At 64.0% G+C, this 19,551-nt stretch carries 17 protein-coding genes; 3 read left to right on the forward strand and 14 right to left on the reverse strand.

What is annotated here, in order from left to right; genetic code table 11:
• The first annotated feature begins 34 nt into the window (after positions 1 to 34).
• Positions 35 to 754 (forward strand): 16S rRNA (uracil(1498)-N(3))-methyltransferase, encoded by a 720-nt coding sequence (locus ACEN93_RS14795; RefSeq protein WP_495610207.1) that lies wholly within the window; start codon positions 35 to 37, stop codon positions 752 to 754.
• Positions 755 to 874: 120 nt separating this feature from the next.
• On the opposite strand, the gene ACEN93_RS14800 is transcribed toward ACEN93_RS14795, so the two are convergent.
• Together ACEN93_RS14800 and ACEN93_RS14805 are read right to left on the reverse strand one after the other, a co-directional pair.
• Positions 875 to 1,777, reverse strand: a complete 903-nt coding sequence (locus tag ACEN93_RS14800; protein ID WP_495610208.1) for a transporter substrate-binding domain-containing protein — start codon at positions 1,775 to 1,777, stop codon at positions 875 to 877.
• Positions 1,778 to 1,818: 41 nt separating this feature from the next.
• Positions 1,819 to 3,060, reverse strand: a complete 1,242-nt coding sequence (locus ACEN93_RS14805; RefSeq protein WP_085667391.1) for a D-amino acid dehydrogenase — start codon at positions 3,058 to 3,060, stop codon at positions 1,819 to 1,821.
• A 108-nt stretch (positions 3,061 to 3,168) separates the two neighbouring features.
• Between ACEN93_RS14805 and ACEN93_RS14810 the strand changes: the two genes are divergently transcribed.
• Positions 3,169 to 4,080, forward strand: a complete 912-nt coding sequence (locus tag ACEN93_RS14810) for a LysR family transcriptional regulator (protein ID WP_074690222.1) — start codon at positions 3,169 to 3,171, stop codon at positions 4,078 to 4,080.
• Here ACEN93_RS14810 and trhA read toward each other — a convergent pair.
• Positions 4,077 to 4,694 (reverse strand): PAQR family membrane homeostasis protein TrhA, encoded by a 618-nt coding sequence (gene trhA, locus ACEN93_RS14815; RefSeq protein WP_011336351.1) that lies wholly within the window; start codon positions 4,692 to 4,694, stop codon positions 4,077 to 4,079. The genes ACEN93_RS14810 and trhA overlap by 4 nt on opposite strands.
• 141 nt (positions 4,695 to 4,835) lie before the next feature.
• Between trhA and ACEN93_RS14820 the strand changes: the two genes are divergently transcribed.
• Positions 4,836 to 5,756 (forward strand): LysR family transcriptional regulator, encoded by a 921-nt coding sequence (locus ACEN93_RS14820; protein ID WP_495610209.1) that lies wholly within the window; start codon positions 4,836 to 4,838, stop codon positions 5,754 to 5,756.
• 61 nt (positions 5,757 to 5,817) lie between these two features.
• Here ACEN93_RS14820 and madM read toward each other — a convergent pair whose 3' ends face one another.
• The 11 genes from madM to ACEN93_RS14875 all read right to left on the reverse strand — a co-directional run bounded on the left by madM (position 5,818) and on the right by ACEN93_RS14875 (position 19,541).
• Positions 5,818 to 6,582 carry a malonate transporter subunit MadM gene (gene madM / locus ACEN93_RS14825; RefSeq protein WP_007953314.1) on the reverse strand — a complete coding sequence of 255 codons (765 nt, stop codon included), beginning with the start codon at positions 6,580 to 6,582 and terminating at the stop codon, positions 5,818 to 5,820.
• Position 6,583: 1 nt separating this feature from the next.
• A complete protein-coding gene (gene madL, locus ACEN93_RS14830; protein ID WP_008063455.1) occupies positions 6,584 to 7,000 on the reverse strand; it encodes a malonate transporter subunit MadL in 417 nt (138 codons plus the stop codon).
• Between the two features lie 64 nt (positions 7,001 to 7,064).
• Entirely contained in the window at positions 7,065 to 7,985 is a 921-nt protein-coding gene (gene mdcH / locus ACEN93_RS14835) for a malonate decarboxylase subunit epsilon (protein ID WP_495610210.1), read from the reverse strand.
• The gene (locus ACEN93_RS14840) at positions 7,982 to 8,602 is read right to left on the reverse strand and encodes a malonate decarboxylase holo-ACP synthase (RefSeq protein ID WP_134334147.1); all 621 of its coding nucleotides are present in this window, start codon (positions 8,600 to 8,602) and stop codon (positions 7,982 to 7,984) included. Before ACEN93_RS14840 ends, mdcH begins: the two co-directional genes overlap by 4 nt.
• Positions 8,596 to 9,381, reverse strand: a complete 786-nt coding sequence (mdcE, locus tag ACEN93_RS14845; RefSeq protein WP_085667388.1) for a biotin-independent malonate decarboxylase subunit gamma — start codon at positions 9,379 to 9,381, stop codon at positions 8,596 to 8,598. Before mdcE ends, ACEN93_RS14840 begins: the two co-directional genes overlap by 7 nt.
• Entirely contained in the window at positions 9,378 to 10,229 is an 852-nt protein-coding gene (locus ACEN93_RS14850) for a biotin-independent malonate decarboxylase subunit beta (protein ID WP_495610211.1), read from the reverse strand. Before ACEN93_RS14850 ends, mdcE begins: the two co-directional genes overlap by 4 nt.
• Positions 10,222 to 10,521, reverse strand: a complete 300-nt coding sequence (locus ACEN93_RS14855) for a malonate decarboxylase subunit delta (protein ID WP_039767948.1) — start codon at positions 10,519 to 10,521, stop codon at positions 10,222 to 10,224. Before ACEN93_RS14855 ends, ACEN93_RS14850 begins: the two co-directional genes overlap by 8 nt.
• Entirely contained in the window at positions 10,521 to 11,393 is an 873-nt protein-coding gene (locus ACEN93_RS14860; RefSeq protein ID WP_490842963.1) for a triphosphoribosyl-dephospho-CoA synthase, read from the reverse strand. Before ACEN93_RS14860 ends, ACEN93_RS14855 begins: the two co-directional genes overlap by 1 nt.
• Positions 11,393 to 13,063 (reverse strand): malonate decarboxylase subunit alpha, encoded by a 1,671-nt coding sequence (mdcA, locus tag ACEN93_RS14865; RefSeq protein ID WP_490842962.1) that lies wholly within the window; start codon positions 13,061 to 13,063, stop codon positions 11,393 to 11,395. Before mdcA ends, ACEN93_RS14860 begins: the two co-directional genes overlap by 1 nt.
• A gap of 99 nt (positions 13,064 to 13,162) precedes the next feature.
• Entirely contained in the window at positions 13,163 to 13,633 is a 471-nt protein-coding gene (locus tag ACEN93_RS14870) for a chemotaxis protein CheW (protein WP_490842961.1), read from the reverse strand.
• Positions 13,626 to 19,541, reverse strand: a complete 5,916-nt coding sequence (locus tag ACEN93_RS14875) for an Hpt domain-containing protein (protein ID WP_495610212.1) — start codon at positions 19,539 to 19,541, stop codon at positions 13,626 to 13,628. The genes ACEN93_RS14870 and ACEN93_RS14875 overlap by 8 nt, the downstream gene beginning before the upstream one ends.
• Positions 19,542 to 19,551 lie beyond the last annotated feature (10 nt).

Raw genomic sequence — 19,551 nt, forward strand, 5'->3', positions numbered from 1 at the left:
GAGCGTGGGAACGATCTAATCAGAGAGACCCGAAATGAGACTGTCCCGCTTTTTTATCGACGCCCCGCTCAGCACTGGCGAACACGAACTGCCGGAAGCCCAGGCGCATTACATCAGCCGCGTGCTGCGCATGGCCGAGGGCGATGCGGTGCAGTTGTTCGACGGCTCCGGCCATGAGTTTCGCGGATCGCTGGTGGAAGTCGGCAAGAAGCGCGTGGTGGTGCAGATCGACGAGCAGTTCGCCGGTCAGGTCGAATCGCCGCTGCACGTCCACCTCGGCCAGGGCCTGTCCCGGGGCGAGCGGATGGACTGGGCAATCCAGAAAGCCACCGAACTGGGCGTGACCGAAATCACCCCGATCTTCAGCGAGCGCTGCGAAGTCCGCCTCAAGGACGAACGCGCCGACAAACGCCTGCTGCACTGGCGTCAGGTGGCGATCAGCGCTTGCGAGCAATGTGGTCGTTCGCGAGTACCGGTGATTCATCCACCGGTGCTGCTGGCCGACTGGCTGAAGCAGACGGAAGCCGAACTGAAACTGGTGCTGCACCCGGTGGCCGAGCCTTTGGTCAGCCATGCCAAGCCTGCGACGTTGGCGTTCCTGATCGGCCCGGAAGGCGGCTTGTCCGACGCCGAAGTCGAGCAAGCCAAGGCCAACGGCTTCCACGCCGCCCGCCTCGGCCCGCGCGTGCTGCGCACCGAGACCGCGCCGGTTGTGGCACTGGCGGTGGCGCAGCAACTGTGGGGTGATTTCTAAGACGCCATCGCCAGCAGGCTGGCTCCCACAGGTGATCTGCGGTGCACACAAAATCGCGAACACCCGAAATCCAATGTGGGAGCCAGCCTGCTGGCGAATGGCAGCACCTCGATCTGACAATTATTGCACCGGATCACTGACCGGTCTGGCGATGATTGCCTTGAGTTCGCTGGTCATCGGGAACTCAAGGTTCAGACCCTTCGGCGGGATCGGCTGTTCGAACCACTTGCGGTAGATGCCGTTGATCTCCCCCGAGCTGTACAGGTCGGCCAGCACACCGTTGACCAGCGCGAGGAATTGCGGATCATCCTTGCGCACCATACAGCTGTAGATTTCCCGCGATTGCTCCTCCCCCACCACGACCCAGTTATGCGGGTCGCGCGCCTTGGCCCGCTCGCCGTAAAGCAGCGCATCGTCCATGTAAAACGCCGCCGCACGTCCCGATTGCAGCATCTGGAACGCCTCGCCGTGATCCTTGGCGCTGATCACGAACATGTTCAGTCTGTGGTCGAGGTTGTAGCTCTTCAGATAGCGCTCGTTGGTGGTGCCGGCGGTGGTCACCACGTTCTTGCCGCGCAGGTCATCGAAGCTTTTGATGCCGCTGTCCCTGGCAGTCAGGAGCTGACCTTTGACGTAGATAAAACCGTAGGAGAACGCGACCTGCTTCTGCCGTTCGGCGGTCACTCCGGTGGAGCCGCATTCAAGGTCGACCGTGCCGTTCTGAACCAGCGGAATCCGCGTCTGCGACGTCACCAGGTTGTACTTCACCTTCAGCTCCGGCAACGCCAGTTGCTGCTGGATGCGCTCGACGATCTTGCCCGCGAGCTCCACCGAATACCCCATAGGCTGCCCGGTGTGATCGCCCACATACGAAAACGGCACCGACGCATCGCGATACCCCAGGGTAATGCTGTTGGCGCTGGCAATCTTGCCAAGCGTACCGGTCAGCGGCACTTCATTGGCCTGCGCCTGAGCGCCGAAAACCAGCGCCAGTGTGCAGCCGAGCAACGTGATTTTTTGCATTGTTATTCTCCGTTGTGGGTGGGGTGTTTTAGCAGAAACCGTCACGCCGCACGGGGATTGAACCCGTGTAGGTCAATGGATGTGCGCTGCTCGCCAATCAGTTCGCTGAGCAACTGCCCGCTGCCGCAGGCCAGGGTGAAACCCAGCGCACCGTGGCCGAGGTTGAGCCACAGATTGCGATAGGCCGTGGCGCCCAACAGCGGAACGCCGGTGGGCGTGGCCGGGCGCATGCCAGCCCATTCGACGGCCGCATCGTAGTTGCCGGCGTCGGGAAAGGTGTCGCGGGCCTGGCGCTTGATCAGCGCCAGCCGCTCGGGGTCCAACGCCGGGTCGAAACCGACGATGTCGACCATTGCCGCTACGCGCAGTTGTTCGCCGATACGCGCGTAGACGATCTTGCGGTCGTAGTCGGTGATGCTCACGTCCGGCGCCCGGTGCTCGTTGCCAATCGGCACGGTCAGGCTGTAGCCCTTCAGCGGATACAGCGGCAGGCGCAGGCCGGGCAGCGCGAGCAACGGGCTGCGATGGCCGGCGGCGATCACCAGTTGTTCGACCGGCAAAGTCTCTTCGCCAAGTTCAATGGCCGTGACGGCGCCGTGACTATGGCGAATGCCGGTGACTGCCTGACCGAGACGAAATTCGCAACGGCCCGACGCCTTCAATCGCGCCGCCAGCTGTTGGCAGAAGCCGTGACAGTCGCCTACTTCTTCATCCGGCGTGTAGATCGCGCCCACAAACGGCGCATCGGTCAGTGCCGGCTCCAGCCGCGCACATTCGGCGGCGGACAACACCTGCTGTTGTTGCGGATCGGCCAGGCCCTTGCGTGCATGGTCGAAGCTGGCGGCGTTGCGGAAAGTCACCAGTTTGCCGTTGCGTCGCCAGTTGAAGCCGACGAGTCCGTCGTCCTCACGCCAGCGTTTCAGCGTGCTCTGGCTGAACAGCGCCAGACGCAACAGATGCGCGGCGTTTTCGCGGTTGACCGAGGTGCGGCACGCGGCGAGAAACGAGGCCATCCAGCGCCACTGCGCCGGGTCCAGGCGCGGGCGAAGTTTCAGCGGTGAGTCGCCACGCAGCATCCAGCCGATTGCCTGCAACGGCACGCCGGCATCGGCCAGTGGCGCGACGTAGCGGTAGGACAACTGGCCGCCGTTGGCGAAACTGGTTTCACTGCCCAGCGACTGCCGCGCCTCGACCACTGTCACTTCGAAACCGTCGCGCACCAGCGCCCAGGCCGTTGCCAGCCCGATCACGCCGCCGCCGATGATGCACACACGCTGAGCCATGTCCGTCCTTAATCGTTCTTGAAGACGAGGCCGAGGTTAGGGTGAGGTGACAGGCGCCGAACAATGAATAAAGATGCCAAACCTATAAAAAAAGGTTATGGGATCGTCATGCGCCTTCGTCATATCGAGATTTTCCAGGCCATTCGCCAGACCGGCTCGGTCAGCGCTGCTGCGCAGTTACTGCACGTCTCGCAACCGGCGGTGACCAAGGTGCTGCAGCACGCCGAGCAGCAATTGGGCTTTCCGTTGTTTCTGCGGGTGCGCGGCAAGTTGCAGGCGACCCCTGAAGCGCTGGAACTGGAACGCGAAGTCGACAAGGTCACCGAAAGCCTGCAAGGCGTACGGCGTCTGGCCCAGAGCCTGCGCCGAGCACCCGGTCACAGCCTGCGGATCGGCGCGACCCCGGCGCTGGCGCTGTCGTTGCTGCCGCCGGCGATCCAGCAGTGGACCGCGCAATTCCCGGACATCGCCTGCGAACTGTCGAGCGCCCACAGTCGCGAGCTGATGCAAAACCTTTTGATGCGCGAAGTGGACGTGGCCCTGACGTTGCAGTTGCCGGATCATCCGGGGCTGAAGGCCCAGGCTTTGGCCTCGGGGGTTCTGGTGGCGCTGGCGCCGAAAGGTTACTGGCCGGAAGAAGACGCTGGTCAGCCGTTGCCGCTGATGGCGTTGGCGGGAGCGCCGCTGATCGGCCTGTCCAGCGCCGATCCATTGGCCGCCCGCCTCGATAGTTATCTCGAAGCGGTCGAACCGCCGCCGCGTGTGCGGATCGCCGTGCAGACGTATTCGCTGGCCCGAGCGATGGTGGAGTCTGGCGCTGGTGTCACGGTGATCGATCCGTTCACCGCGCTGGGTGCCTCATCGGCCACCACCACTATCCGCCCTCTCGCCCCGCCGCTGCCGATCACGCTGTACGCGGTGACTCGCGCCACCGAACCACCGCCACATACGCTGAATGATTTGCTGCAGATCTTCAGTCAGCGCGCCAGCGAACAACTCGGCCGACTGATAGGCGCTTAAAGGACGTAAAACAGAATCGCCACAAAGTGCAGCAAACTCCCGGCGATCACGAACAGATGCCAGATCCCGTGGGCATGCCGCAACCGATGGTCGAGGGCAAAGAAGATGATCCCCACGGTGTACAGCACGCCACCCGACGCCAGCCAGGCAAACCCCGCCGTCCCGAGCGCGGCGATCAGCGGCTTGACCGCCACCAGCACGATCCAGCCCATCACCGCGTAGATCACGATCGACAGGATCCGCGCCTCCGAGCGTGGCTTGATCTCCTGCAGGATGCCGATCAGCGCCAGCCCCCAGACAATCCCGAACAGCGTCCAGCCCCACGGCCCGCGCAGGGTCACCAGGCAGAAAGGCGTGTAACTGCCGGCGATCAGCAGGTAGATCGAAAAGTGATCGACCTTCTTCATGATCGCTTTCTTGCGCCCGCGCACGCTGTGGTACACGGTGGACGCGCTGTAAAGCACCAGCAACGTAAAGGCATAAATCGCCACGCTGACGATCTTCCAAGGGCTGCCGTCGAGGCTGGCAATCACCAGCATCCAGACACCCCCGACAAACGCCGCTACCGCACCGACCAGATGCGTCCAGGCGTTCAGTTTTTCTCCGTGATACATGTGTCGCACACCTCGATTTCGTTACCGCAACGCGCAAGGCTCGGGCCTTGAGCGTAAAAGCGCAATGTTTCCGTTCAACGCAGGCAGGCACCTGTCCTGATATTTGGGCACAATCGAGCGATACCAAGAAGAGTCCGCGCCATGCTGATCGACGAAGAATTTACCCTGAAGAAACTCGAGGTGTTCCTCGCCTTCATGCGCACCGGCAACCTCGCCCGCGCCGCCGCCGAGTTGCAGACCAGCAACGTCAGCGTGCACCGCGCGATCCATTCGCTGGAAAGCGCCCTGCGCTGTCCGCTGTTCAAGCACGAAGGGCGCAACCTGACGCCACTGGAAAGCGCCTACGTGCTCGAGGAGCGGGCGCAGAAGCTGATTCAGGACGTGGTCGAAAGCGTGCGCCTGACCCGCGAAGCCGCCGGGTTCTCGGCCGAGCGCTTCAAGCTCGGTTCGCTGTATTCGCTGACGGTGAAAACCGTGCCGCAGCTGATCATGGGTTTGAAGATCCGCCGCAGCGAACTCAACATCGACCTGATTCTCGGCTCGAACATCGACCTGCTCTACAAGCTGAAAAACATGGAAGTCGACGCGATCCTGGTGTCGCTGGACGACACCGTCAACGACCCGGACTGCGAGCAGATTCCACTGTTTTCCGACGACATTTTCCTCGCCACTCCGGCCGATTCGCGCTTCGCCCAACGCAGCGAAGTGGATCTGGCGGAGGTGCGCGACGAAACCTTCATCACCCTCACCCAAGGCTTCGCCACCCACCAGGACGGCATCCGAGTGTTTCGGCAGGCGGGGTTCGAGCCAAAGGTAGCGATGCAGGTCAACGACATCTTCACCCTGCTGAGCATGGTCAGCTCCGGGGTCGGTTATGCGTTGCTGCCGGGGAGGATTGCGGCGGTGTACGAGAACCGGGTGAAGCTGATTCCGCTGCAGGAGAAGTACCGGTTGCAGCAGCACATTGGGGTGGTGTTTTTGAAGGCTAAAGAGCGGGATCCGAATCTGCTGGCGTTGTTGGCGGAGTGCCGGATGTATGCGAATCGCCAGACTACCCAATGATCGCGGCTGATGATCGTTCCCACGCTCCGCGTGGGAACGATCATGAGGGCGCTTTTGACGTTCAGCCAACAATCCCGCGAACAATGAAGAACAGCAGCGAAGGCCCAAGCAAACACCCAAGTCCGGTGTGAAACGTAGCCGTCAACGCCCCATAAGGCACCAACCGCCGATCCGTCGCCGCCAGCCCCGCCGTCACGCCACTCACCGTCCCGGCCAGCCCGCCGAACACCATCGCCGAGCGCGGGTTATCCAGGCCCATCCAGCGCGCCGCCACGGGCGTGCCGACCATCACCAGAATCGCCTTGATCAACCCGGTGGCAATCGACAGCGCCATCACATCCGAAGTCGCGCCAATCGCCGCACCGGTCACCGGGCCAACAATGTAAGTCACCGCACCCGCGCCGATGGTGGTCATGCTCACCGCATCGCGATAACCGAACGCGTAAGCCATGCACGCGCCGACAATGAACGGCAGGATCGTGCCCAGCAGCAGCGCAATCACCCCGATCATCCCGGCCTTCTTCGCTTCGGTCGCCTGCACTTCAAACGCCGTGGCAACGATGGCGAAATCCCGCAGCATCGCGCCGCCCATCAGGCCGATGCCGGAGAACAGCGTCAGGTCCGCCAGGCCCTTCTGCCCGCCGGTCATGGTGCCGCCGACCCAGGCCAGCACCAGGCCGATGACGATGGCAATCGCCGAGCCGTGAATCCGTCCGAACGTCAGGCGTTTGGAGAGGATCACCGAGACCCACATGATCACGCCGACGAAGGCGAACGCGGTGATCAGACCGTTGTGTTCCAGACCCTTTTCAATGAGATCCCACATGTCAGCGACCTCCTACCGGTGTGCCGACCGGGGAGATTTCCGCCGGCTCGTCGGGCAAAGGCTCGCCTTTATGGGTGCGGCTGATCAAAGCAATGGTGCAGCCACAGACCACCACCGAGCCAATCGCCGCCAGCACCGCCACCGGGCCGCCGTGCAGGGCGGTGACGACGTTCTGTTGCGCGGCCATCGCCACCACCACCGGAATGTACATGGCGCCCCAGAAGCCAACGCCCATCTCGCAATCCTTGGTCATGCCGCCGCGTTTCTGCATCCACAACCGCGCGCAGATCAACAGGATCATGGCGATGCCGACCCCGCCGACGTTGGATTTGACGCCCAGAAGAACACCGAGCATGTCACCCATGATCACCCCTGCCAGCGTACAGATCGCCAGCAGCGCCACACCGTAAATAATCATTGTTGTAGTCCTCAAAGTGCATCGTCGAATTGTTTTTGTTGTTCGAAGCCTGAGTCGCGGCGGTCTAGAGTCGGCGGCTACCCTCCTCACGCAACAGCGCCTGCAAGGTGTCGAGCCGGGCACTGTCGAAGGCAGCGACAGTCCCCTGTTCGAACACCCGGCGCGCCAGCCCGGTCAGCACCGCTCCAGGCGGCAGTTCGATCTGTAGACGTACGCCGCGCTCGTAGGCGCTTTGCACGGTGCCGCGCCAGTCCACTACGCGGCACATGTTGAAGGCGAGGTCGTCGCGCAGCGCTTCTACCTGGGTCACAGGCCTTGCGCGACTGCCGCTCAGGTAAGCGATTTTCGGTGTTTTCAGTTCAACCTTTTTGAACGCCTCGGCGAGGGTTTGCGCAGGCTCATCCAGCAACGGGCAGTGCGACGGCACGCTGACCGCCAGCCGTTTTGCCAGCCCGGCGCCACGACTGCGTGCCAGCTCGGCGACCGCTTGCATCGCCTTGTCGCTGCCGGCAATCACCACCTGGTTATCGGCATTGATGTTGGCCAGGTACACCGGTGTTTCTGCGCCGTGCACCTGCGCCAGCAGCATTTCGACTGTGGATAATTGCAGGCCGATGATCGCGGTCATGCCGAAGCCCTGTGGATAAGCCTGCTGCATCAACTCGCCGCGCAGGCTGACCAGATGCAGCGCATCGCGGAAACTCAACGCCCCGGCGACCACCGCTGCCGGGTAGGCACCGATGGACAGGCCGGCGACGTAATCTGTGGTGAGTCCGTCCTGCAACAACTGCCGCGAGGCTGCAACGCCGGCGATCAGCAAGCAGAGCTGCACCGCCCGGGTGCTGCGCAGCGCTTCGCTGGAATCCAGCCGCAAGACATCTTCACCGAGGCTATCGCTGGCCTCGATCAGCGTTTCCCGAGGCAAACGCTGGAGCATGCCGGGCTGCTGCGCGCCCTGGCCGGGAAACACCAGCAGGCTGCTCACGCTGCCTGCTCCTGCGGGTTCCACGGATCAGACACCAGACAGGCTTCATGGGCGTTTTTCAACAGCACCCGCGAAGCATTCCCGGCCCATTCACGCAGGGCGACGGCACCGAACGGCGTCTGCAATTGCAGGTCGACCCGGCAGATCGCCTGATCGAGATGCGCCACCAGTTTGCGCGCCTGGTTACGGGTGATGAGTTGCGGTGTACGCAGAATCAAGTCGAGATCGCTGCGCTCGTGCATTGCCGTAAATCCACTGGCCAGCTCAAACCCGACACTGCCACTGACACCCCAGATCCAACCGCAATCATCAAGCATCGGCCGCAGTTGCCGCAGCGCCTGCATGACCGGCAGATCACGCGCGCTCTCTACATGACAAAGCGCTTCCGGGCTGACCCGACAGGCAATCGAATCGATCGCCATGAACGTCGCCAATCGCTGCTCGCGCAACCGACCGCGCACGCCCACTGCCACAAGTCCTTCCTCACTCAACGCCCGCCGCACCACCACCGGTTGCCCGCCAGCCAGCGAATCAATCGCCCACTGCGGCGCATCCGCCGGCAACTGCGCCGGCGTCATGCCCCACAGCAAGTCGTGGGCGAGAACGCTGTTCACCACTGCGCCCTCAGCAGTTCACGTACGCGGCTGGAGGCTTCGCGGTTTTTCGCGCCGAGACGATTGCTCAAATCAGTCGCGCCAATATCTTCGATGGCTTGCTTCAGGCATTCGCCGACCCGCGCCAGATCCTCCGCCGTCGGCTGTTCGATCTGCTGCACCGACAAGGTTTCCCAAAGCAATCCGAGGCTGGCATAGCTGTCGATGTCATAGGCCATCGGCGGCACGCTGGACGCCAGAGCTTCCAGTTCTTCAACGCTGCGCAACGTCACCCGCGCCGCCGAAGCCTTGCCCATCGCATGCACCATCACCCCCGGATCACGCAGGGCGATCAAGCGATTGGCCTGATATCCGTGAGCGAGAAACGCCCCGGACATGGCCTTGCCCACCAGCAGCGCAATCACCGGATGCCCGACCAGCCGCGCGCGGGCATAAGCGTCTGCCGCACCGGCCAAAGCCTGATGAATGCCGAGGGCTTCTTCGCGGCGACCGTAGGCCTGGCTCGGCACATCGACGATGGCGATCAAGGGCCGTTTTTGCGATTTGTCCTGGTCGGCGGTGATCGCGTCATCCACCGCCTTGGCCAGGCCCCAGCCTTCGAGCAATCCGACTTCGCCGTTGCGGGCGCGAGGGAAACGGTTTTGCGGATCGGCGACCACCGCGATAAAGCGCCCGAGTGGTCCGTCAGCGACCTTCAGCGAGGGCGGCAAACCTTCAACGGCATTCGCGCCAGCGCTCAAGGCGTTGAACCAGTTCAAACCGCGCACGGAATAACCACTCATGAGCGCTCTCCTTGATACAGATCGCGAACCACCGAAGGCTCGATTTGCTTGTAAGTGTCCAGGCTCGTCAGGCGTTGCAGGAACCACTCGGCCCGTTGACTGCGCGGTTGCGCTGGCAGGCCCTGTTGCAGCAACTCGCCGACCTGCCCGCGAATCTGCGCCACGTCATCGGCGACATAGCGGTCCACCAGACCACTGGCGAAACGTTGCTCGCCACCGGTCAGGCTCCAGATGAAGGGCCGGTCGCGGGAGTCGTATTCCTCGATTCCGGCTTCCTGCTCGATCACCTGCGGGCCGTTCAGGCCTAGGCGTGCTTCCTGGGTCACCAGCAAATAGCTGCACAGCGCAGCGGCAATCGACATCCCGCCAAAGCAACCGACGCTGCCGGCCACCACGCCAACCACCGGTTGGTATTGCTGCAGATCGACAATCGCCGCGTGGATGTCGGCAATCGCCGCCAGCCCGAGGTTGGCTTCCTGCAAGCGCACGCCGCCGGTTTCCAGCAGCAGGATGGCGCGGGTCGGAATGCCTTTGCGGTTGTCCTCGGCGGCCAGTTCCAGCGCGCCGGCGATTTTCGCGCCGCCGACTTCACCGAGGCTGCCGCCCTGAAACGCGCCTTCAATCGCCGCGATCACCACCGGCAAACCGTCGAGGCTGCCCTTGGCGATCACCACGCCGTCATCGGCCTGCGGCACCACGCCCTGGCGTTCCAGCCATGGCGACATGACGCGCTGAAACGGGTCGAGCAGTTCGCGGAAAGTGCCGGCGTCGAGCAAGGCGTTTGCCCGCTGCCGTGCGCCGAGTTCGACGAACGAATGTTTGTGTAGAAGCGCTGAGGTGTCAGTCATGGCCGATCTCCTCGAAGCCTTGTTCCAGCCGCAGGCGCACCACGCCCGGGGTCGCACCGAAGTCGTGGATATCAATGGCCATCGCCGGTGGTGTGGTGCCGTCGAACATCCGTGCGAACAGATGCTGCCAGCGCTGCTCGGCACCGTTGACCGAAGTCTGCACGTTGATCGTCAGCTTGCCGGCCAGGCCCGGTTCGATCAGCACTTCCAGATCGCCCGAACCGACACAACCGACCAGCGCCCGACCGCGTGGCGGCTGCCCAGCGGGGAATTCAAAGGATAAGGTTTCCATCAAAACGCTCCCTGAAGGATGCCGTCGCGCTCGATTCGATCGAGCAGCAGGCTGGCGGCGAGCAAGTCGGCGGCGCCACCGGGCGAGGCATTCAATGCGATGAGTTGTTGATCCAGTTCGTGCAGGCGGCGGCGACCGGTGAGGCTGGCGCTGCCACCGGCGTCGAGCACTGTCTGGGCGCCGTGTTGCATGGCGTGCAGGCCCGGTTCGCCAGCGCGATAGAGGACGCAGGTGTCGACGAGGTCGGTCATGATTGCGAGCAAGGCGTCGAGCCGGGCGTTCTGTTCGCCATGGCCGGCGGCGCGGCTGCGTTTGAGCTGCGGCAGGCCACGCTGCACTACGGACGGGAAGCCGAGTTGCGCTTCTTCCCGGGCACCGCGAGCGCCGTAGCGCTGGGCGACTTGCGCGCCATGACTCAGCGGACGCGGCGCATAACGGTCATCGAGCAATGCCAGACGCGCAGCGCGCAGAGTCACGGCGCTGGCGCTGGTGGATTTCGTGTCCAGCGCAGCAGCCGTGACCAGCAGGCCCAGCGCCCAGATCGCCCCGCGATGGGTGTTCACGCCGTGGGTGGTGGCGAGCATCGCTTGTTCGCCTTCCCGTCCGATGCGGCCGATGGCTTCGCGCAGCGGTAAGCCGATCTCGCCGAATTCAAGCGCGGCCTCGGCCATTTCCTTGAACGCCGGCCACAATGCCAGCGCCGAGGCGTGCATCAATCCCAGGTGCAGGTCGGTATGCGCGCCGTTGCCGCGACGGTCGACCAGCGCCGGTTTCGGCGACAGGTCGGCTTCGTCGATCAGCGCGTCCACGGCCAGGTCCGCCAGCCGTTCCGCGAGGGTGATGGTTTTGGGTTGCAGGTTGAGTGCGTGCATTACCAACTCCTGAACTTGGCGGGCGGGTTGTAGAGGCCGCCGGACCACTCGACCAGATCGGCCACGCTTTTCGCCGCCAGCAATTCGCGGGTGGCGTCGATGCGACGGATGCCGAGGTCTTCGGGCAAGGCAATCAGGCCTTCGCGGCGCATGCGTTCGGTGTCTTTCGGGTTGTGCCGCAGGCCGATGGCGGTGACGCCGGCGACCGCAGCGATCATCGCCTGACGCTCTTCCAGCGAGCGCGCCTTGTACAGGTAGGCGATGCCCTCTTCGGTCAGCAGGTGGGTGACGTCGTCGCCGTAGATCATGATCGGCGCCAGCGGCATGCCGCTTTTTTTCGCGACCTCCACCGCGTCGAGGGTTTCGACGAAGGTCGGTTTGCCGCCCTCCTGGAAGGTCTCGACCATCTGCACCACGAGTTTCTTGCCGCGTTCGAGCATCGGTTGCTGCGAATCGTCATGACGCATGTCGAGCCAGGCCGGAGTGCCGTGACGACGGCCGCGCGGATCGTGGCCCATGTTCGGCGCGCCGCCGAACCCGGCGAGACGACCACGGGTCACGGTGGAGGAATGGCCGTCGCCATCGACTTGCAGGGTCGCGCCGATGAACAGGTCCACCGCGTATTGCCCGGCCAGTTGGCAGAACATCCGGTTGGAACGCAGCGAGCCGTCACGGCCGGTGAAGAACACATCAGGCCGGGCGGCGATGTAGTTTTCCATGCCCAGTTCGGTGCCGAAGCAATGCACGCTTTCGACCCAACCGCTTTCGATGGCCGGGATCAGGGTTGGGTGCGGGTTGAGGGTCCAGTTGCGGCAGATCTTGCCCTTGAGGCCGAGGGATTCGCCGTAGGTCGGCAGGATCAGTTCAATGGCCGCGGTGTTGAAACCGATGCCGTGGTTCAGCGACTGCACGTTGTGTTTTTCGTAGATCCCGCGGATCGCCATCATCGCCATCAGCACGTGCACAGGCTTGATGTGCCGAGGGTCGCGGGTGAACAGCGGCTCGATGTAGAACGGCTTGTCCGCCACCACCACGAAATCGACCCACGACGCCGGAATGTCCACGCGCGGCAGTTCGCTGACATCGTCCACCAGTTGATTGACCTGGACGATGACGATGCCGTCGCTGAAGGCTGCCGGTTCGATCAGCGCCGGGGTGTCTTCGGTGCTCGGGCCGGTGTAGATGTTGCCGGCCCGGTCAGCCATGAACCCGGCCGAGAGCACGACGTTGGGAATCAGGTCCACCACCAGTCGGGCGTAGAGTTCGATGTAGGTGTGGATCGCGCCGACTTCCAGCAGACCGTCTTCGAGCAACTGGCTGATGCGCAGGCTCTGGGTGCCGGCGAAGGAGAAATCGAGCTTGCGGGCGATGCCGCGTTCGAACAGGTCCAGATGCTCGGAACGGCCGACGCTGGGCATGATCATGTGCAGGTCGTGGAGCTTTTCAGGATCGGCCTTGGCCAGAGAGCGCGAGAGGAAATCCGCCTGCTTCTGGTTGTTGCCCTCCAGCACCACACGGTCGCCGGGCAGGATCAGCGCCTCAAGCGCCGCGACGATTCTGTCGGTGGGCAACACCGCACCGTCGGCCAGCCCGCGCACCTTGTCGAGGCGCCGCTGCTTCTCGTCACGCCGCCGCGTCCAGCGCGAGTCGGGGGAATTGGTTGTTGTCATGCTCACTCCACGGGGTTCGCTGTCGTGGAGCTACCTTAGGAGTGTGATCGAGGGGCATCAATCAAGCGCGGCGGCGAACCGTTACGGTGAGCGTAATGATCAGTGAACGAGCCCCGCATCCACCAACAATTTCTCCAATGCCAACAAATCCGGCACCTTCGCCACCTGCTCCCCGACCTGCACCGCCGCCTGCTCCAGCGCACACAGCGGCACGTCGACATAACTCAACTGGCTGTCGAGCTTGTACGAGCGCGGAATCCCCTGCACCAGCAGCGCGATGAACTTCAACTCCGGCCGCCCGCCGAGGGCATTGAGGATGACGATCCGTGCCCGTTCGCCGATGACGATCTTGTTGCCGCACGCCGACTCGAAACTCAGCAGCGGAACCTGCCGCTCACGCCAGGTCACCCGACCGAGATACCACGGCGGTGTGTCGAGATCGAAGGCGCTGGACTGGTAGTCGATCAGCTCGGCGACGGCGACGTTGGGCAGGATCAGGTTGCGATCCGCCAGCGGCAGCAGCAGCCCGGTGAGCTGGCTGGCGCGTTGATTGTGCTGGCGTTCATGCATGTTTTTTGCTCCACAGGGCGATGCTTTCGAGCAGCACCGATTCCTGGTACGGCTTGCCGAGGTAGTCGTTGACGCCGATGGCCATCGCGCGGTCGCGGTGTTTCTGCCCGGTGCGCGAGGTGATCATGATGATCGGCAGATGTTGCAGGCGCTCGTCCTGGCGCACCTGGGTCGCCACTTCGAAGCCATCCATGCGCGGCATTTCGATGTCGAGCAGCATCAGGTCCGGCATGTGTTCTTCCAGCAGCAACATCGCATCGACCCCGTCCTTGGCGGTCAGCACGTTCATGCCGTGGCGTTCGAGCAGACGGCTGGTAACCTTGCGCACCGTCACCGAGTCGTCGACCACCATCACCAGCAACGGCTTGTGCGGTTCGCTCTCGATTTCATGGCCGGCCGGACGCTGCGGCAACCGCGCCTGCATCGCGCGGATCGGCGCCAGCAGGTCGAGAATCAGCACCACCCGACCATCGCCGAGAATCGTCGCCCCGGACACGCTCTGCACCGATGCGAACTGCGGGCCGAGGCTCTTGACCACGATCTCGCGGGTGCCGGCCATCGTGTCGACCTGCACGGCGATGTGCCGGTCGCCGCACTGTACCAGCAACACCGGCACCGGCAGGCTCTGGCCGGACAGCTTCGGCCGTGGCGCGGTTTTCAGTAGCTCGCCCAGGTAGCACAACTCATAACGCTGGCCGCCGTACTGATAAGTCGGCGGATCGAGGCGGAAATGCCCGTCCAGTTCATTCGGCAGCACGCGGACGATGCCGTCGATGGTGTTCAGCGGAATCGCGTATTGATCCTCGCCACACTGCACCATCAGCGCACGGTTGACCGATACGGTGAACGGCAGGCGAATGCGAAAATGCACGCCCTGCCCCGGCACCGAATCGATGCTCATGGTGCCGCCAAGTTGCCGGACTTCTTCGTGCACCACGTCCATGCCCACGCCGCGCCCGGAAATCTGGGTGATTTTCTCGGCCGTGGAAAAGCCTGGCTGGAGGATGAACTGCAACACTTCGCGGTCGCTGATCTCGGCGTCCGGCGCCAGCAGACCGCGCTTGATCGCCTTGCGCCGCACGGCGTCCAGCGGCACGCCGGCGCCATCGTCGCGGATGTCGAACACGATGTCGCCGCCCTCGCGGGACAGGTCGAGGCTGATCTGCCCCTGCGCCGGTTTGCCCGCCGCCAGCCGTACTTCGGCGGACTCCAGACCATGGTCGACGGCATTGCGCAGCATGTGTTCCAGCGGCGCCGCCATGCGTTCGAGGACATTGCGGTCCATCTCGCCTTCGGCGTTGCCGACGCTGAACGCCACGTCCTTGCCCAACTCTTCGGCGACCTGTCGGACGATGCGTTTCAGACGCGGCAACATGCGCTCGAACGGCACCATGCGCGTGCGCATCAGGCCTTCCTGCAACTCGGTGTTGATCCGGCCCTGCTGCTGCAACAGGTTCTCGGCGTCGTGGGTGCGCCGGTCGAGGGTTTCCTTCAAATCCAGCAAGTCGGAAGCGGATTCGAACAGCGCCCGAGACAGCTGCTGCAACTGCGAATGGCGGTCCATTTCCAGCGGGTCGAAATCTTCGTAGCCGAGGCGTTCGGCATCCACTTGCTGACGACTGAGGATCCGCCCCTGGGTTTCGGTGTCGAGCCGGCGCAACTGGTCGCGCATACGCTCGATGGTGGTTTCCATCTCGTGCAGGGCGGTCTGCGCATCGTTGACTTGCTGCTCGATGCGCCCACGGAAAATCGAGGTTTCGCCAGCGAGGTTGACCAGCTCGTCGAGCAGTTCGGCGGAGACCTTGACCATGTCCGCACCGGTCTCGGGCGCCGGGGCCGCAGGCTCGGCCTTGACCGCAACCGGCGGCACGGGCGCCGGGGTTTGCACCAACACGGGATGGCTGAAATTCTGGATCGCGCTGATCAGCCGGTCTGCCGGTGGGCACGGCTGGCCGGCGCGCACCGCGTCGAGCATCTGCGCCAAGCGGTCATGGCCGCGCTGCAACAGCGCGAACAGTTCGGCGCTGCCCTGCAGGGTGCCGGCAGACAGGCTTTCGTAGAGGTTTTCCAGCTCATGAGCGAGGTCGCCGATCGGGCCGATTTCCACCATCCGCGCGCCGCCCTTGAGGGTGTGCAGATCGCGCAGCAGGGTTTCCACTTCCTGGCGATTGCCGGGTTCGGCCTGCCAGCGCAGCAACGCGGCGCCGGAGTTTTCGATGATGTCGAAACCTTCCTCGAGGAAGATCTCCAGCAGCTCCGGATCGTGCCCCTGGCCGTCCTGCGTGACGGAAGCTGTCGGTGTTTCGGGACTGGCGCTCGGGCCCTGGCGAAAGCGGCGGATCGCCTCGATCAGGTCCTGCGCCGGATCCAGCGGCTGGTGCCGGTGCAACTGTTCGAGGAACAGCGCCAGGCGCTCGTGGCTCTGGCGCAGCAATCGATCCAGAGCTTCGCTGTGGCTGTACCGACGATCCACCAGCCCTTGGTAAAGGCCTTCCAGTTCATGGGCCAGATCACCGACGGCCGCCACCTCGGCCATCCGCGCGCCGCCCTTGAGCGTGTGCAAATCCCGTTGCAGCGACGACAGCGGTGCGCCGTTTTCCGGATCCTTCAGCCAGCGCTGCAAGGCTTGGCCGGCGCTGTCGAGAATGTCCACCGCTTCTTCGAGGAAGATCTCGACAATCTCGTCGTCCGGCCCGCTGTCGACGCTGTGTTGTTGCAGTTCGGCGGTGGCGCTGCCCAGTTCACGGATGCTCAGGGTGCGGCTGCCGTCGCTGCGGATCAGACCCATGGACGACGGATCGAGGCTCTCGTCGAGCAACTCGTGCAAGGCGCGGATGCGTTGCGGTTGCGGGGTGATTTCCTGGCCGGCGGCCAGTTCGTCGAGCATGTTGATCAGCGCTTCATGAGCCTGCTGCGCCTCATGGAAAAACCGCTCGCTGACCGCCAGGCTGCTTTCTTCGACCGCACCGTAAAGATCGAGCAAGGCTTCACACAGCACATCCACCGGCAGCAGATCCGCCAGATGCGCGCCCTCGCCCAGGGTGGTCAGCTCATCCAGCAGCGCGCTGAGTTCCTGACGTTCGCCGGGGTGCTGCTGCCAGCGCTGCAAGAGGCTTTCGGCGTCGAGCAGGATGTCCATGCCCTGGGCCAGAAAGTTGTTGATCAGTTGCGGATCGCGCTTGACCCGCACCGCACTGCTCGGGGCATTGAGGATCGATTCCAGACGCTCGCCGAGCAGGGTTTCGGTGCGTTTGATCAGCGACTGCGCGCCGACAATCGGCGCCAGCGGATCGTGTTTGAGCTGACGCAGACCGACGCGAAACAGGCCCTCGGCTTCGAGCAGCAGTTCCACTTCGTCGAGGTCTAGCGCCAGTTGATGGGCCTTGAATTCCCGGGCCAGTTTATCCAGCGGCGCCGCCAGTTCGGCAATCGGTGACACCCCCGCCATCGAGGCGCTGCCCTTGAGGGTGTGCAGGGCTCGTTGCAACTCGTCGTTGGCCTGCAACGGCACATGCTCGGCAGCCTGATCGAGGAAGCGATTGAGGCTGGCGAGGTGAGTCTCGGCTTCGTTGCGGAAGATCTCCAGCAACAGCGGATCGAGGGCCGTGACATCTTCCACATCTTCGGCGGGCAGCGGCGTGTCGCCCTTGGCCAGCGCATGGGCGCGGGCCGCCAGTTGATCGACATCGTGGCGCTGGCGCTGGCCGTTGGTGGCGAATTCGCCGATCAGGTCCGGCAACAGCAGCAGCGTGTCGGCCAGCAACTGGCGCACCGCCGGGCCGGTTTCGACGCTGTGTTCCAGCACGCGGTTGAGCAGGTTTTCCACTGCCCAGGCCAGCTCGCCGAGGACCAGCGCGCGCACCATCCGGCCGCTGCCCTTGAGGGTGTGGAAGGCGCGGCGCAGTTCACTCAGGGCGGCGCGGTCATCGGGCGCGGCAGACCAGCGCGGCAGGTATTCGCTCAGCACCTCGAGCACTTCCCCGGTCTCTTCGAGGAACACTTCGCGCAGCTCGTCGTCCACCGGTTCTTCATCGGCCGGTGGCGGCAGCAGGCTGCCCGGCGTGGTCAGCGCCGGCGGGTTGACCGCCGACACCGGGCTGGCCAGCACTTCCGCCAACGACTGCACGATCTGCGGGTCGTCCAGCTCCTGCAAATCCTGCATCACCAGCGCTTCGCTGGGGCTGAGCACATCATCGAGCACCGGCACATGCGGCTCGCCGGGCTGTTCGTCAGGAAAGAAGCCGAGACTGGCGAGGCTTTTCTGCGCGATATCCAGCAAGTGTTCGCTCGGTGCCTGCGGGTCGTCGGTCAGGCGCTCGAGGTAATACTCGAGGCTGGTGATGGCGTCGGCGAGGCTGTCGAGTTGCTGCCACCCCGGCTCGTGCGGGTCGAGCAACAGGTGCTCGCGGATAAATCCGTTGCAGGCTTCGAGCAGGCTGGCCGCCCGCGCCAGCGGAATCATCGCCAGCGCGCCGCGCACCTGGGTCAGCAGCGCCGGCAGGCTTTGCAGTTGCTGGCGGTCCCAGTCGGCGTCGATGTAGTCGACGATCATGTCCTTGGCCTGTTGCAGACAGATGCGCGCTTCCTTGATCACGATCTGATGAATCTGCGTCAGGTCGGTGGTCGGCAGCCGCGAGTCATCCGGGCTCTCCGGCTCCACCGTACCGACCATCCCGGCCAGCGTCGCCTCGACGTAGAGCAAGGCGCCGGCGACGTCCATCAGCGTGGCGTCGTTCGGTTCGCGCTGACCCTGGGCGAGACTGAGCACCACCGCCAGTTGATCGATGATCACCTTGCGCGGCTGGCCGAAACCGAGCACCGCCAGGGTGTCGGCGATCTGCCGCAGCGGCGCCAGCAGGCTGTCCAGGTCCGAGGCGTGCTGGCGGTCGCTGCGCACGAACAGGTCGAGGCGTTCCTTGACCCGCACCAGCTCTTCGCACAGCGCCGCGAGCACCGAGCGCATGGCATCGCGGTCGGGGCCGGCCAGACGCGCGCGTTCTTCGTCGACCATCGCGCTGTCGGGCAGCGCGTCGTCCAGGGAGTAGCGATCTTTCATGGTCAGCATCTGCCCGGTGGGATGTTCGGCTTTGGCGATATAAAACAGCAGGCTTTTCAGCAGTTCAGGCGGTGGCGGCTGGTTGAGGCCGGGCATGCCCTGTTCGAGCAGGCGCTTGAGTTCCTTGTCGGCGTCCTTGAACAGGCTGCGCAGGGCCGGACTGTTGGCGATCCGCCCCTCACGCATGCCCTCGACCAGCGCCGACGCGACCTGCCACAACGGGCTCAGCGGCGAGTTACCGCTCAACGCTTCGAGGCGGGTGAAGACCTTGGCCAGATAACCGAGGTGCGTCTGGTCATCCTGTTCGCGGAGCAATCCGACCAGCGCCATTTGCAGCATCTGACGCAATTTGCGCAACACATTCGGCAGCTCTGCCGGTTCAAGCAGGGCCAGCGCTTGCGGACTCAGGGGTGACAGCTCGGGCAACTGCGGGCTGAAGAGGCTGGTTTCCGACAGCAGGCTTTCGCCCCGGGCGCTGCGCAAGTCGTTAATCAGCGGCAGCACCACCAGCGGCAGGTCACGGCGGGCGCCCTGCACGCGGTCGAGGTAGGTCGGCAATTGACCCAGCGCCTGCAACAGCAAGTGCAGCGCTTCGTCGCGGTGGCTGACGCGGTCGTTCTGCAATGATTCGACCAGATGTTCCATCTCTTCGGCCAGCAGCGCCGCACCGTAGAACTCGACCATCTGCAGGCTGCCGTGTACCTGATGGATGCAGGCCAGGCATTCGTCCAGCCCGGGCACGGACTGCGGATCGTCGAGCACGGCTTCGATGGCCTGATGCGCCTGCCTCAGCGTCTCGGCGATTTCACCCTTGACCCATTCGAGGGCCACGTAATCGTGCCGGTCACCCATAACCACTCCG

The organism is Pseudomonas sp. Pseusp21 (assembly GCF_059492145.1).